Annotated in this window: 10 protein-coding genes and 1 pseudogene; 10 read left to right on the top strand and 1 reads right to left on the bottom strand. The window is 44.5% G+C overall.

Annotation, left to right across the window (positions count from 1 at the left end; all coding sequences use genetic code 11):
• The first annotated feature begins 346 nt into the window (after nt 1-346).
• From ACIFSR_RS07095 to ACIFSR_RS07075, 5 genes and pseudogenes are all read left to right on the top strand, one after another.
• Nucleotides 347-706 carry a DUF1304 domain-containing protein gene (locus ACIFSR_RS07095; protein WP_076270727.1) on the top strand — a complete coding sequence of 120 codons (360 nt, stop codon included), beginning with the start codon at nt 347-349 and terminating at the stop codon, nt 704-706.
• 221 nt (nt 707-927) lie between these two features.
• Nucleotides 928-1,053, top strand: a pseudogene (locus tag ACIFSR_RS07090) (NADPH-dependent oxidoreductase); the annotation flags it as partial.
• 196 nt (nt 1,054-1,249) lie between these two features.
• Entirely contained in the window at nt 1,250-3,046 is a 1,797-nt protein-coding gene (locus tag ACIFSR_RS07085; RefSeq protein ID WP_430056161.1) for a histidine kinase N-terminal 7TM domain-containing protein, read from the top strand.
• Nucleotides 3,043-4,182, top strand: a complete 1,140-nt coding sequence (locus ACIFSR_RS07080) for a response regulator (RefSeq protein WP_430056159.1) — start codon at nt 3,043-3,045, stop codon at nt 4,180-4,182. The genes ACIFSR_RS07085 and ACIFSR_RS07080 overlap by 4 nt, the downstream gene beginning before the upstream one ends.
• Before the next feature lie 128 nt (nt 4,183-4,310).
• The gene (locus tag ACIFSR_RS07075) at nt 4,311-7,076 is read left to right on the top strand and encodes an Ig-like domain-containing protein (protein ID WP_430056157.1); all 2,766 of its coding nucleotides are present in this window, start codon (nt 4,311-4,313) and stop codon (nt 7,074-7,076) included.
• A 176-nt stretch (nt 7,077-7,252) separates the two neighbouring features.
• On the opposite strand, the gene ACIFSR_RS07070 is transcribed toward ACIFSR_RS07075, so the two are convergent.
• Entirely contained in the window at nt 7,253-7,387 is a 135-nt protein-coding gene (locus ACIFSR_RS07070) for a DUF3626 domain-containing protein (protein ID WP_430056154.1), read from the bottom strand.
• 61 nt (nt 7,388-7,448) lie between these two features.
• On the opposite strand from ACIFSR_RS07070, the gene ACIFSR_RS07065 reads away from it, so the two are divergent.
• From ACIFSR_RS07065 to ACIFSR_RS07045, 5 genes are all read left to right on the top strand, one after another.
• Entirely contained in the window at nt 7,449-7,661 is a 213-nt protein-coding gene (locus tag ACIFSR_RS07065) for a TM2 domain-containing protein (RefSeq protein WP_339206070.1), read from the top strand.
• 376 nt (nt 7,662-8,037) lie between these two features.
• The gene (locus ACIFSR_RS07060; RefSeq protein ID WP_430056151.1) at nt 8,038-9,258 is read left to right on the top strand and encodes an amidohydrolase; all 1,221 of its coding nucleotides are present in this window, start codon (nt 8,038-8,040) and stop codon (nt 9,256-9,258) included.
• A gap of 226 nt (nt 9,259-9,484) precedes the next feature.
• The gene (locus tag ACIFSR_RS07055; RefSeq protein WP_430056148.1) at nt 9,485-11,251 is read left to right on the top strand and encodes a sensor histidine kinase; all 1,767 of its coding nucleotides are present in this window, start codon (nt 9,485-9,487) and stop codon (nt 11,249-11,251) included.
• Nucleotides 11,248-12,312, top strand: coding sequence for a response regulator (locus ACIFSR_RS07050; RefSeq protein ID WP_339206074.1), 1,065 nt, complete (start codon nt 11,248-11,250; stop codon nt 12,310-12,312). The genes ACIFSR_RS07055 and ACIFSR_RS07050 overlap by 4 nt, the downstream gene beginning before the upstream one ends.
• A gap of 167 nt (nt 12,313-12,479) precedes the next feature.
• Entirely contained in the window at nt 12,480-14,198 is a 1,719-nt protein-coding gene (locus ACIFSR_RS07045) for an extracellular solute-binding protein (RefSeq protein ID WP_430056144.1), read from the top strand.
• Nucleotides 14,199-14,223: the final 25 nt, after the last annotated feature.

The raw sequence follows: 14,223 nt of genomic DNA, 5'->3' as shown, positions 1-14,223 counted from the left end.
AAAGAACTTTGAATCATTTCGTTAACGGAGAACATTAGTTCAGTGAGCTATGCAGCAGTACTATATTTCTAACACGAGAATGCACTGAGAAAAAATTCTGTATATAAAGGGGGGCGATCCCCCTCGCTTCCACCAAACCATGAACAAAGAGCGCCGTGTTAGGCAATGTCATTAAGTTAATCTTAGTATTCTTCTGCCCTTGGCGAATGGGTCGAATCGTCAAAATGTCAGGCATGAAATCCATTACCGTTCATTTCTATATAAAGCGATGTGATCTTGCCGGTAGACTTTTGAATATTATGTTAGAATTAATGGAAAAATAGAATACAAATCATCCAAGGAGGTAGTGACTATTATTGCTTCCCTATTAGTCGGAATTGTAGCGCTTGAGCACATCTATATTCTCATACTAGAAATGTTTCTATGGACGACCCCGCGCGGGATGAAAACGTTCGGCACGACGAAGGAAGAGGCAGCAGTCACAAAATCACTGGCCGCTAACCAAGGACTATACAATGGCTTTCTGGCGGCCGGGATTATCTGGGGTTTGGTGCATCCCAATGCTCAAACAGGCGAGTCTATTGTAATCTTCTTCTTGATTTGCGTTCTAATTGCGGCATTGTACGGAGGAGCGACAGCGAAACGGTCTATTTGGTTGGTCCAAGGCCTACCTGCTTTGATTGCATTGATTAGCGTACTTCTATAATGCCAGATGAATGAGTCGGTTCGTGACTAGCTGGCATATGGGGCCGATCCGTGGACATCAGACAGAGCATGTCGCTTGTTCTAGCAGCGAGGGAAGGTCTAGCGTAGCCACCTTTATTATCGTCTGGCAATAGCTTTCATTCGGCGGGATGGGGGGGCTGTGTAGTACCAGCAGCCTTTCCGGTCAGTTTTGCGGTAGTGAAGCTCTTGTTTTTGTGGACTTTGTCGCTATTTTCTGATTTTGAGAACGGAATGCTGTTCTAGCCCGTAGATCTGCATTTTACCAATGTGAATGGCATGCTCAACCAAGTGCTCGCTTGGAGCGGCGCATTAAAATCGTTGCGGTAATCGTAACCGACTACAGCGGGCCAAAAGCTCATTAGGTGAAATTTACCTAGTGGGCTTTTTAGGGTTCGAATTTTTAATAATAAAAAATAGTGTTTTATGCAATTTTTTGCTGCGGCAATATATGTTTTTACAACTTCATCTGCTAACATAAGAGAAGCATAACGAGAGAGTACATAAAGCACGGGGGCTAACATCTATGAGCTACAATTTATATTTATCAGCATTGCTGATGGCGGCTACCTGCTGCTCGCTAATGCTGTGTTATCTCTCTTGGAAAAGAAAAGAGCTGCCTATTTCAATTAGTTATGGGCTAGGCATGTTGACGGGTTCATTGTACACTTTCGGATATGCTTTTGAAATTGTTAGCACCGATTTAGAGCATATACGCTTCTGGCTTCGAATTGAATATCTAGGCATCCCATTTGGCACTATTCTATGGATTATAATGGTGCTGCAATATACGGGAAGGCAAGCGCTCGTTCGAAAATGGGTAGTAGCGCTGCTAATGATTGTTCCTTCCATTACATTTGTAGCTCATTATACGAACGATTGGCATCATTTATTTTATAAAAGCATGACTTTGAATTACTCAGAGGGCTTTCCGCTGGTAACGACGGAGAAAGGACCTTTATACAAGCTGCATGTCTACTATTCGTATTCCTTCTTTGTAGTAGGCATGGGATTAATGGTTGAAATGTTTCTAAAAGCGACATCTCGCATGAAGAAACAAATCGCTTTTATGATCATTGGATCATGGGGGCCTTTTGGATTTACGCTTATTTACTTAAGCAATGTCATTTATATGCCCATTGATATCTCCCCATTTGGTTTTATTTTCTCAGGAATCTTCTACATGTGGGGGATTTATCAATTTAACATGCTTAGACTAGCGCCCTTAGCGCTGCAAAAGGTGTTTGCATCCATGCAGGATGCGGTAATTATATTTGATTTGGAAAATACGCTAACTAGCTTTAACCAATCCAGCAAGAGGGTTATTAAAGGGATAAATAATAAGTGGATCGGTTTGCCAGCTGCACAAGTCTTTTCGCAATATCCATTGCTGTTGGAGAAAATCATGCAAGGGCCTTCTTTGAGCAGCAAGGTTCAAATTTCGGGTCAAGCGGATGAACCCTATTATAATGTGCATATGTCCTTGATTAGTGATAAGAACCAGAAGCCTGCCGGCAAAATGTTTTTGTTAAGCGATGTTACGGAAATGGTGCGTTCAGAGGAGCGGCTGCTTGATAATGCCCGACAGCTAAGCGAACTAAACATGTTCAAGGATCGAATGTTTAGCGTAGTCGCTCATGATATTCGTGATCCGCTTGCGGTGCTCATCAATTTGATGGAGCTCATGGAGGACGAGCTGCAAGGCTCCGGCGGAGAGCATGAGGAAATCGTCCATGAAATGGGACAGCAAATTGAAAATACTTTTGCACTGGTAGAGAGCTTGTTGGAATGGTTCCGAAGCCAACGTGAAGGCATGGTATTTAATCCAGTGGAGAGAGACATATATCATACCGTACAGGTCTGCATCCGGTTATTGACGGTTCGCTGCGAGAGTAAAAAAATCCAATTGATATCGGAAATACCGAAGGATACGTTTGTGCTAGCTGACAAAGAAATGCTGGATTTGATCGTCCGAAATTTATTGTCCAATGCCGTTAAATTTACCAACATCGGCGGCACGATCCGGTTAAAAGCAGAACATCATGCCGATAAACTAATTATTTCTGTAAGTGATTCTGGAGATGGTATACCGCCGCAACAAGCCAGCTCACTGCTACTGGAAGGTTATCCGGTGTCATCAACAGGAACAGCAGGAGAACGGGGCGTCGGTTTGGGACTTACGTTATGCAGGGAATTTGTTCGTTTAAATGGTGGAGACATTTGGTTCGATAGTTCTGAGCAAGGAAGTACCTTTTACTTCTCCGTTCCTACGCCATCTGCACATGCATTCAGACGAAGCAGCTTGGAGGCGAGCGCAGGTTGAAGGTTATCCTTATTGATGACGAGAAGGCGATGCATTTAATTATGAAACGGATGCTTGCGAAGACGTCTGTGAAAGTGGAAATTGCAGGCAGCTTCACGGAGACAGAAACAGCATTTTTTTATCTGATGAATCATGATGTAGACTTGGTGTTTCTGGATATAAGCATGCCGAGGGAAACTGGGCTAGAGCTTGCCGAACGGTTAAGAGAGGTTGGAAGAGAAATAAAGATCGTGTTCCTGACCTCCCACAAAGAATATGCTTTGCCTGCCTTTGATGTTTATGCCTTCGACTATATCGTAAAGCCGGTTGTGCTGGAACGACTTCAAAAAACGCTGCAAAGAGCGTTTGCTGAGTTGCGTAAAGAGCACTTGCGGCAAGGGGAGTGGGCGGCGCCTTTAAATGAGACGAGGTTTAACTGCTTAGGTGTTATAGATATTCAAAGCACGCAGGGTATAAGGGCGAAATGGAAATCAAGCAAAAGCGCAGAACTGTTTGGCTATTTGCTTATGCATAAAGGAAGGCTGATATCCAGAGCAAGACTGATCGAAGAGCTGTTTGGCGACATGCCACAAAAGAATGCTGAGGTTTATTTGAATACGACCGTCTATCAGCTGCGAAAGGTATTAGATCCATTTGGCCTGAGAGAGAATTTGCATTCTGACAGCAACCACTACGCTCTTAGTCTGAGTGAGGTGAGTGTAGACCTTTTAAGCTTTGAAGAAGGCTGTAGAAAAATGACAGTCGTGGATGAGACGAATCTGGAAGAGGCGATTGAACTAGAGCAGTTGTACGCAGGTGACTTATTTGGGGATCATGCTTTTGCATGGGCTTGGAACGAGATTGAGCGTCTTTCGTTGCTTTATACCTCCTTTACCCAGCGATTATGCATGGCTTTGTTAAATAAAGGCGAGACGAATGCTGCCATTAGGCTATTAATGAAGCTTGTGTCGCGCAATGAACTAGATGAACAATCCTTTATGCTGCTTATGAAAGCTTATGCTTTGCAAGAGAACAAGGAAGTGTTGACCCGGCAATATAGGCAATACGAAGATACGCTGCATAGAGAGATCGGTATAAAGCCCTCCCGCGAGGTTGCTGATTTATATTTCAGTCTGCTGTCCGAGCTGGATAAATAAGAATGAGTAGATATGAAAGGCTCCTAAAATATTAGGGGCTTTTTTTGCTTTTGTCGAAGTTTGTCATTTTGCCGTCATTGGGCTTGGATATAATGGATCTAACTATAGAGATGAGGAGATAAGTTAACATGAAACGATTTTCAATACGCAATTTATTTTTAGTTTCGGTTTTAATTCTGAGTCTGTTAAGTGGATGTGTGATCAAAACAAGCCAAGTCACCATTATCTTTGGCTCGGAAAGACTAAGTGAGGCAGAGCATGCATACATCAGATATTCGAATAGCGATGTCGTTCAGGCACCCAACCTATTGCCAAAACAAAACAGCGTTACTGTTGATACGAATAGCACGCAATCCATTGTAGGTGGATACGTAAGCGACGGTGTAGTGAGCTGGGTTCCAAACATGGGTTATGGATTAGGTCAAGTTACTGTCAGTAATATTTCGGCAAGTAAACCCACTCTTCCCGTAAGCTATGTCGAGTTAAAAGAAATGGTTCTGAGTCAACCCGGGTATATAAACGTAACCTTTGCTGTTTATGATACCAATGGCGAGTTTGTGGATGATCGAACTGAAATTTTTGCACATTCCGCAGATACCGCTTTAACCTTCTATAACATAGACCCAAACGACCAGGGTAATGGTAGTATGTATACGAGGACGAATACGGTAGACGAGGGTTACTCGTGGTACACCGTTAACGGATTTGTCACTTTCCAAATTAAATCGGGCATTAGTGAAATTTATAATGTACCTCTTTCTTTATATTCAGGTTCTCAATTCATAACGAATGAACCTTTTAACAAAAAATTTACACCTGTGGCAGCAACCAATGTAGGTAGCGCAGGGGATGCTTCTTCCTTACTTATTGGCGATACTTTGGCTATGCGCGCGGATATATTGCCAGTAGACGCCTCTTACAAAATGGTAAAATGGTCAGTTGAGAACGGAACAGGCTCAGCAACAATCAGCACTAGCGGTGTGTTGACTGGTATTTCGGCAGGTACGGTTACCGTTAAAGCTACGGCTAATGACGGCAGCAACGTTTATGGAACAAAAACGATTAAAATCCATGAACCTGTCATACCTGTTCAAAACATATCCGTAACAGCGGAAGATGAGGTTTCTACAATCGAATCAGGTAAGACTCTTCAAATGTATGCTGTTGTAGCTCCTAGCGATGCAACATACCGACAGGTTACTTGGTCTGTTATTGATGGGACGGGTACAGCTGTAATTGACGAAGAAACGGGAGAGCTTACTGCAGGCAATCCAGGTACAGTAACGGTCCAAGCAACAGCTTCCGATGAAAGTGAAGTTGTTGGCAGTACTATTGTTACGATAACAGCCGCCCAAGTCCCTGTATCCTCGATTACGTTAACAGGGGATTCCAGCTTGCTAGTTGGCCAGACGTTAACCGTTGACGCGACCGTTGCTCCTGCAAATGCAACGGACAAATCGATCGAGTGGTCTGTTGAAAACGAAACAGGCACTGCGACAATCAGTACAAACGGTGTATTGACCGGTACTTCAGCAGGTACGGTAACCGTTATAGCAGCGGCTATTGACGGCAGTACCGTTTATGGAACCAAAACGATCGAAATTAAGGAGCCCACCATACCTGTTCAAACGATTTCCGTATCGGCGGATGGTGAAGTTGATACAATCGAATCAGGTAAGAAGCTGCAAATGAATGCTGTGGCAGCTCCTAGCAACGCAACAAACAAAGCGGTCGCTTGGTCCGTAATAGATGGAACAGGTACGGCTGTTATTGATAAAACAACTGGCGAGCTTACTGTCGGCAATCCAGGCACAGTAACGGTCCAAGCAACAGCTACCGATGAGAGCGGAGTTGTAGGCAGCACGATTCTTACGATTACGGCTGTCCAAGTCCCTGTAGCTTCGATTGCGTTAACAGGTGATTCCAGCGTGCTGGTTGGCCAGACGTTAACCGTTGACGCGACCGTTGCTCCTGCTAATGCAACGGACAAATCAATCGAGTGGTCTGTTGAAAACGGAACAGGTACAGCAACAATCAGCAAAAGCGGAGTATTGACGGGTGTTTCAGCAGGTACAGTTACCGTTAAAGCAACGGCTGCTGACGGCAGTGCCGTTTATGGAACAAAGGCAGTTGAGGTTAAAGTAAGCTCTGGCGGCGGTGGAGATCATAGCAATCCGACACCTACTCCAGCGCCAACAACAAAGCCTGAAAAAACACCTGAACCAAAACCGACAGCACCGCCTGAAGTGAGATTTGATCAAAATGTGATTCAAGTGGAAAAAGTGATCTCCAGCTTAAACAAGAAAGTAGAGGAAGCGAAAGCTAATCCTACTGATGTTGAGTTCAAAGATACAAAATCTCACTGGGCTGGGGCAACCGTTCATATTTTCGTGAAATTGGGGATTGTAAACGGATATGAGGATGGTTCCTTCCATCCTAACGCAAGTATTACCCGCGCCGAATTTGCTACTATTATTGCAAAGGTATTTGACCTTTCTGCAACGGGTGATAAAAATAAGCTAAGTGACGTTTCCGATCACTGGGCTTCAGCATCAATTGCTGCTTTAATTGAAAGCGGCATTATCTCAGGGTACGAAGATGGCACATTTAAACCAAACAAAGAAATCAGCCGTGCAGAAATCATTTCCATTATTTCTAAAATCATTGACCTTAAAGCTGTAAACACAGCTTCAGCGCCTGCTTTCACAGATATTGATGAGGCGTGGAACAAAGAGCAAATCAAGCAAGCAGCAGTGGCAGGAATTATTAACGGAGCGGGTAATGGACAATTTGCGCCAAACAAACCATCATCTCGCGCTGAAGCATTAACGATTATTTTACACACGCTTCAAACCAATGCGGACCTAAAAGCAATATTGGAAGCATTAAAATAATTAACGCATAGTGCTTTCATACAAAAAGCCTGCCATATGGCAGGCTAAGGCTGTCGAGAAAGTCTCGACAGCTCTTTTTATGTTGAGTTAGTTTAACACGACACCGGTTTCGTTAAGTTAGTGACTGAAAGAAGGGTACAGAATTGTTTTATCTTCACGGAAAATTATCCTCTTTTTCATTGGCTTTCCATAGCTGCAGATCCAATCATATTTACATCAATTAAATCACTTTGCGCAATTCTTTTGGCTAGTGAACGCATCAAAGGACCCCTAAAATTTATAGGAACCTCATCAACTAGAAAAATTAACATTTGATGGGTTTTCTGTCGATAGAATAGGAGGGTATTATATAATAATATGGAGGAATGTATCATGGATAAAAGTCCTAAATCATTTGTAGCTGCATTACTATTTTGTTTTTTCTTGGGAGGGTTTTCCATCCATCGGTTTTATGTCGGGAAAATAGGCACGGCTATTTTGCAAATTATTACTTTAGGTGGATTGGGAATTTGGTTGCTGATTGACCTAATTATGATTATTGTAGGAAAGTTTACGGATAGTGAAGGCAGAAGAATCTCGGCATAATTTAATTACATAAAAAACTAGAGGGCTCCACCAGTTAAGGTAGAGCCTTTTTTTACTCAGTCGTTTGGGTGAAATTGAATATAAGAGGTATCCATTCCTCTCGCCTCCGCCATCATTAACACCATCCGCATGAGGATGGTGTTTTTGTTAATTTTGATATGAGCTTCGTAATACATAACTGCAAATTCTTTCTCCCTATACACTTTACTCAAATGCGATGCGGCCATAATATATGTATTGTAGTTTCAATTGCAAGCTAAGCGGGGATGCTAACGCTATTGAGATTATCGTAAAATAGTGGTTAGTGATACCATAGAAGTAGATTGGGAATAAAGAGGACACAATTATAATAGGGGTAAAGACAGGAGATGATCGATTGAACGCTTCTTATTGGTTAACGAATGTAAGATTAGAACAGGGTTATGATATGGAAGATGGACAGGTCTCTGGTACGAAAACGAAAATTTGTCATTTACGAATTGAAAACGGTATTATTGCTGAAATTATAGGGACAGAACGGGATATTCAAAGTGAAACTGTTAAATATGATTGTAAAGAGTTATTGATGCTGCCTTCGTTCGAAGAGGCTCATATTCATTTGGATAAAACGTATTTCGATGGACCTTGGAAAGCGGTAAAGCCTGTATCGAGCATCTTCGAGAGGATTGAGGAAGAGAAACTATTATTGCCTAAGCTCCTTCCAATGGCAAGACAACAAGCCGAAAGCATCTTAACTCTTATACAGGGATATGGGGCTACTCATGTTCGCACCCATTGTAATATCGAGCCTACCAGTGGACTTCAACGGTTAGAGGCGACTAAGCAGGCGCTAGATACATTCTCAGGTAAAATTTCATCAGAAATTGTCGCTTTCCCCCAGCATGGGATTCTGCTATCGGATTCTGTTCAACTCGTAAAGCAATCTTTGGCAGAGGGGGCAACTCATGTTGGTGGAGTAGATCCATTCTCAGTTGATGGAAATATAGAGAAGTCACTGCAGACCATCGTAGAACTAGCGGTTTTGAATAATGCTGGTATCGATATTCACTTACATGATAGAAACGAAGCGGGCAAGCAAGCTCTGATGCGTTTAGTTGATCTGACCGAAGAGGCTGGTTTGCAAGGAAAAGTAACGGTTAGTCATGCGTTCTGGTTTGCAGGTGCGCAGCCACAAGAGGCGGAGGAAGTGGCTAAACGGATGGGATCGCTTGGTATGTCCGTTGCTTCGACGGTTCCGATTGGCAAGATGACGATGCCGCTCCCGATGTTAACTAAAAATGGAGTAGCGGTAAAATTGGCAACGGATAGCCTTACAGATCACTGGTCTCCCTTCGGGAATGGAGATCAATTAGATAAAGCAGGGCGATTCGCAGAATTGTATGGGTATAACGATGAATTATCACTATCTCAAGCCATCAGTTTCATTACTGGGGGGATAACGCCACTTGATTCAAAAGGTCAGCAGGTGTGGCCTAAGATCGGAGACGACGCGAGCTTTGTACTATTGCACGCAAGCTGCACGGCTGAAGCGGTAGCGCGAAGAGCGGCGCGTCAAGCGGTATGGTACCAAGGGCGGCTTGTGAGTGGATCGTTGTAGGCATATTGTAGAGATATACAACGGCGAATTGTGGTTTTGCATAACCACGGTTTACCTCCACCAAGCAAACTCACAACCGCAACAGGTTGTGGGTTTTTGCTTTTTCTCAGATCGCTATGTGTCTGTGCAACACAGCGCTCTCCCCACAAGGAAGGATAAACCTGTAAAACAGCGAATATTGATTCATACTTGTTGTGAGGTGGTGGAGGTGGACGGCAATCGCTCTATGAAGTCTACAAGTAGGAAAATAAGCATCGTGTCTATGCTGCGCAATCGGTTTGTTTTCACCTCTCTTCGCAAACGAATCATGGTGTTTCTGACCGTTGGATTTGTAGGATATGCCATCTTAATGGCGTCTGTTTCCTATAATGCGATCTACACGATGCAGCGCGATAAAATCAAGACCTCTATGGCTTTTGATCTATATCAGCAAACGACAAAGTTGAATCAGATGTACAGTAACTTGCTACAAGTTACACAGCAGATGACACCGGAAGGTACGGTTGGCAACCTGATGGAGACGTATATCTCCACCGCGGACACGTATAGTCAGCGTCTTCTCTCACGCGATATCGCCTACAACATTGGATTAATTACTTTTTCGAATCCGGCTATGGAGCTGGTGATGTATTATAATCCCGCGAGCGGAAATACTTCTTATTCGAATTTGCCGCTGCGCGGTGACTTTACGCTGCAATCTTTGCCGAGTGTCGCCGGTACCGGTGAGCTGAAATACCAGTCCCCGCATAAATCCCTATGCCGATTCAGCGATGATCTGGTTATGTCGGTGACAAGGGAGGTTGAATTTTCAAATGGAACGAAATTAGTTGTTTATGTTGAAGCAAAGTCGGATATCTCCACCGTTATGAATTCGCTTACAGAAAGCTTGAGTATGCCCTATATGCTTGTTTTCACCGATACGGCGGGCTTGGTGACCTATAGCAGCAATTCAACTGCTTTTAGTGCTGGCCAGCGTCTCAGTCTAAGCGGGCAATCGGGAGTGACGGGCGGGTATGTATGGAACCGAATGACAGGTGACTATGGCTACGGCATCACGTTGCTGCTTCCTGTCTCCTTCTACAATCACGAGCTCTATACGTGGAAAAATCATATGTACTGGATTCTCGCTATTGCTCTTCTAATGATGTTTATGCTCACACTATTATTGCGGAGGATCATTAACAAGCCATTTCGACTAATCGAGAAGGAAATGAGGACGTTTGGCAAGGGATATATGGGTACCAGCCAATATCATACGGGGATCGATGAATTCGATCGGCTACTCGATCAATTCAATATTATGAAGCGACAAATTCAGCAGCTAATTATGGACGTGGAGCAAAAGGAAAAGCGCCGTCATCAGCTGGAGATAGAGAAGCTAGCCTATCAAATCAACCCGCATTTTCTGATGAATACGCTCAATTCGGTACGGTGGCTGGCGGTTATGCATAAGCAGGCGGAGATTGAGAAGTTTGTTTCCTCGTTAATTTTTTTGCTGAACTATAACTTGGGTAAATCAGAGGATACGGCTACCTTCAGATCGGAAATAGAGGTCATGCGAACCTATCTGGAGCTGCAGCAGATGAGGCATGATTTTGAGGTGAAGCTGGATATTGCGGAAGGGGTTTATCTCGATAGTCCTGTCGCGAGGTTCATTCTGCAGCCCATTGTGGAAAATGCCGTCTGTCATGGCCTTGACGATAACGGCAAGCTGGAGATCAACATCTCGGCTGATGAAAAGGCGCAGATGGTGCGCATTATAATCCGTGATGATGGCAAAGGGCTGAGTCTTGAGACGCTTGCTTTGCTGCAGCGCGACACGCCGGATCAGCAGCAGACGGGTTGGGGAATTGGACTTCGTTATGTCAGGTCTATGCTGGAATCATCTTATGGCTATAAAGCTCGTATGAGTATAGAAAGCACTCCAAATCAAGGCACAACGGTTACTTTAACCCTTCCTTTTCTCCATCATAGAAAGGAGAGAGCGATTTGATTCGTGTATTAATTGTTGATGATGACAAGCTAGCACGCAAAGGTTTGATTTCGATTATGCCTTGGTCCAATCACGATATGGTTGTTGTTGGAGAAGCGGCGAACGGCGCGAAGGCGCTGGAGTTTATGGAAAGTTATGAGGTGGACCTCATATTCGTAGATCTCTCGATGCCTGTCATGTCAGGTATGGAGCTGCTTCAAGTCACACGGCAAAGATTTCCGGACCTGCGTTCCGTTATTTTATCTTTTCACGAAGAGTTTGAGATTGTGCAAACGGCTTATCGCATGGGTGTGCTCGATTATATTTCCAAGGTGCGCCTGGAATCAGAGGATGATGAGCAAATATTGAAACGAATCCAGCAGAAAATGACAGGAGAAATGATACCTCTTTCTGCCAAGACTCCTGCGCAATCAGCGCCTAAACATGGCCCTGAGCAAAACCTGGAGGAAGAAGAGTGGTGCAGGCTGGAGCAGGAGTGGCGCTCACACTACTGGCTTTATAATGAATCGGTTTTTCAGCGGTTATGTAAACAGACTATAGAAGCTAAGGTTTCTTTTCGCCGTCTGGAAGGGTTATTTATGCGTGTGCTGTCACAAATTGAGCCCGTTATTCTACTCGCTGCAGAGCTCCGGTCTGATGCCGATGACGTCCGGTCTGCGGTTGAATGGATGCGCGATTACAGGAAACGTGTTTATGCGCAGGTTGCTTCATCCTCCGATTTTACCAATACGACAACCAGCATCCTAAAGGCTGTGTTATTCATTTGCGAGAAGGCTTCAAATACACTGCATGCCGAGGACGTCGCTGATCATGTACATATGAGCCGAAGTTATTTTAGCCAATGCTTTAAGAAGCTGACGGGTTCAACGTTTAATGAATACTTAAGACAAGAGCGGATAAGAGCGGCAGAGCGTCTGCTGTGCGAAACCAATCAGTCGATCGCCTGGGTTGCTCATGCCGTAGGCTATAACGACTCCAAATATTTCTCCCAGCTGTTCCATGAACAGACCCGTCTTTTACCCTCCGAATTTCGGGCCCAGTTCCACAAGGGGGATGAATGACTACAACGGATCGAACAAATATCTACCTTGGCCTTGTGTCTGGCGCAAAACACGGCACATTTGTCTGACTTTTTTTCCTAACTTCCAATGTACAATGAGAAGGCAAGAAACTAAGCAGTTGCTTACGAAGTAAGAATTGCTTGGCCATTCTTTTGAGGAGGGATTAGATGAAAAAGAATATGGCATTGATGCTTTCCGTCGTATTACTTGCTCTAAGTTTGACAGCATGCTCTTCTTCCAACAATTCATCGAATAATTTGAAAGCGTCTTCAAATCCAAACTCAAACTCTGCAAGCCCAGCACTATCGGGAGATGACCTGGCCTTCTCCAAATTTCCGAACCCTGTTGATGTCCACATCGGCATGGTGGTGGATCCGACAGACAAAACGCTGCCGGAAGGCGACAGTGTAAGCAACAACCAGTACACGCGTTACCTTAAGGAAAAGTACAACATCAATGTGATTGTGGATTGGACTGCGGCCACCGGCAACGATTTTAAGCAGAAGGTCAGCTTGACGATCGCATCGGGTAAGCTGCCAGACGGTATGGTCGTCGACGACCGCTCCTTCATGACCAAAGCGGCGAGTTCGGGACTGTTGTATGATATCACCGACATCTTCCAGCAATATCAATCTTCACAGGTGAAGGATATCATGGCAAGCACCGAAGGCCGTGCATTGGAGAATGCCAGCTACAAGGGCAAGATGGTTTCGCTCCCGAACATTACGGTGGATACCGACGGCGTTCATGTCTTATGGATTCGCAAGGACTGGCTTGATAAACTGCAGCTGCCGGTGCCGAAGACGGTGTCCGATGTCGAAAAGACGGCGAAAGCGTTTGTTGATAGCAAGCTAGGCGGGGACAAAATGATTGGTATTGCCGGTCCTTCCAAAAATACGTTCCCTTATTCTACCTTCCTCGTCTCCTCTAACAATATGGGAGGATTCGATCCGATTTTTGGCGCGATGGATGCGTATCCGGGCTACTGGCTTGACAATGGTGATGGATCGGTAACATACGGAACGACGACGGACAATACGAAAAAAACGTTGGCTTTGCTGGCTGACTGGTACAAAAAAGGGCTTATTGATCCTGAAGTAGGTACCCGTGACAACGTAGGGGATCCGATTAATGCCAATCAGGCGGGGATTTTCTTCGGCCCATGGTGGAATGGCGGCTATGGCAACGGGGACTCCTTCAAAAACGATCCGACGGCTAACTGGCAGGCCTATCCGGTCTATTCTGACGATAACAAATGGAATGTGCATATGAAAACGACGGGCAGCACCTACACTGTTATTAGCAAAAATGCCAAACCGGATGTCGTCAAAGCCATTATGATTATGAATAATGCGCTTGTACGTGATGAAGCGACCTTTGATTTGTCGGTTAATGTGGCTTGGTATCCGCTTCGCAACGTTATGGCCGCGGCCAATGAGACGGAATATGAGTATGCCGAGCTTCTGAAAGTACTGAAAGGCGAGACCAATCCAGAGGATTATAATAAGCCGAACAGCTTGTACAAGCTGATGTATGCGGATGCGAAAAAGGTAAAAGACGTCATTAAGCCTCCGTACGATGATCTAAATGTCAGCAACTTCAGTACAGCTAACTTCGGAGACTTCCAGCGCTTGTACTCCATCATGATTGGTGATCGTCCGTTCACAACAATTCCAATTGATAAAAAGGTCTTTAGCGTAACCTATAACCAAACTTCAACGATGGAAACGAAATGGGCTAACCTGAAGAAGATGGAGGATGAGACCGTTATGAAAATCATCCTTGGCCAAGCGTCCATCGACTCTTTCGATAAATTCGTGAAGGACTGGAAGTCTCAAGGCGGAGATGAGATTACAGCGGAAGTCGCCGAGCTCTTGAAGAAGTAACCGAGCATACTCTTGCAGAAGGCGC

The organism is Paenibacillus sp. NRS-1760, from assembly GCF_050467785.1.
In the GTDB taxonomy this organism is placed as follows: Bacteria; Bacillota; Bacilli; order Paenibacillales; family Paenibacillaceae; genus Pristimantibacillus.
Note: the sequence above shows the minus strand (reverse complement) of the source record. Positions and strands in the feature narration are given on the sequence as shown.

Coding starts and splice junctions, on each gene's coding strand:
- ACIFSR_RS07085 (WP_430056161.1), top strand. CDS start 1,250: ATGAGCTACAATTTATATTTATCAGCATTGCTGATGGCGGCTACCTGC.
- ACIFSR_RS07075 (WP_430056157.1), top strand. CDS start 4,311: ATGAAACGATTTTCAATACGCAATTTATTTTTAGTTTCGGTTTTAATT.
- ACIFSR_RS07070 (WP_430056154.1), bottom strand. CDS start 7,387: ATGTTAATTTTTCTAGTTGATGAGGTTCCTATAAATTTTAGGGGTCCT.
- ACIFSR_RS07065 (WP_339206070.1), top strand. CDS start 7,449: ATGGATAAAAGTCCTAAATCATTTGTAGCTGCATTACTATTTTGTTTT.
- ACIFSR_RS07055 (WP_430056148.1), top strand. CDS start 9,485: ATGAAGTCTACAAGTAGGAAAATAAGCATCGTGTCTATGCTGCGCAAT.
- ACIFSR_RS07045 (WP_430056144.1), top strand. CDS start 12,480: ATGAAAAAGAATATGGCATTGATGCTTTCCGTCGTATTACTTGCTCTA.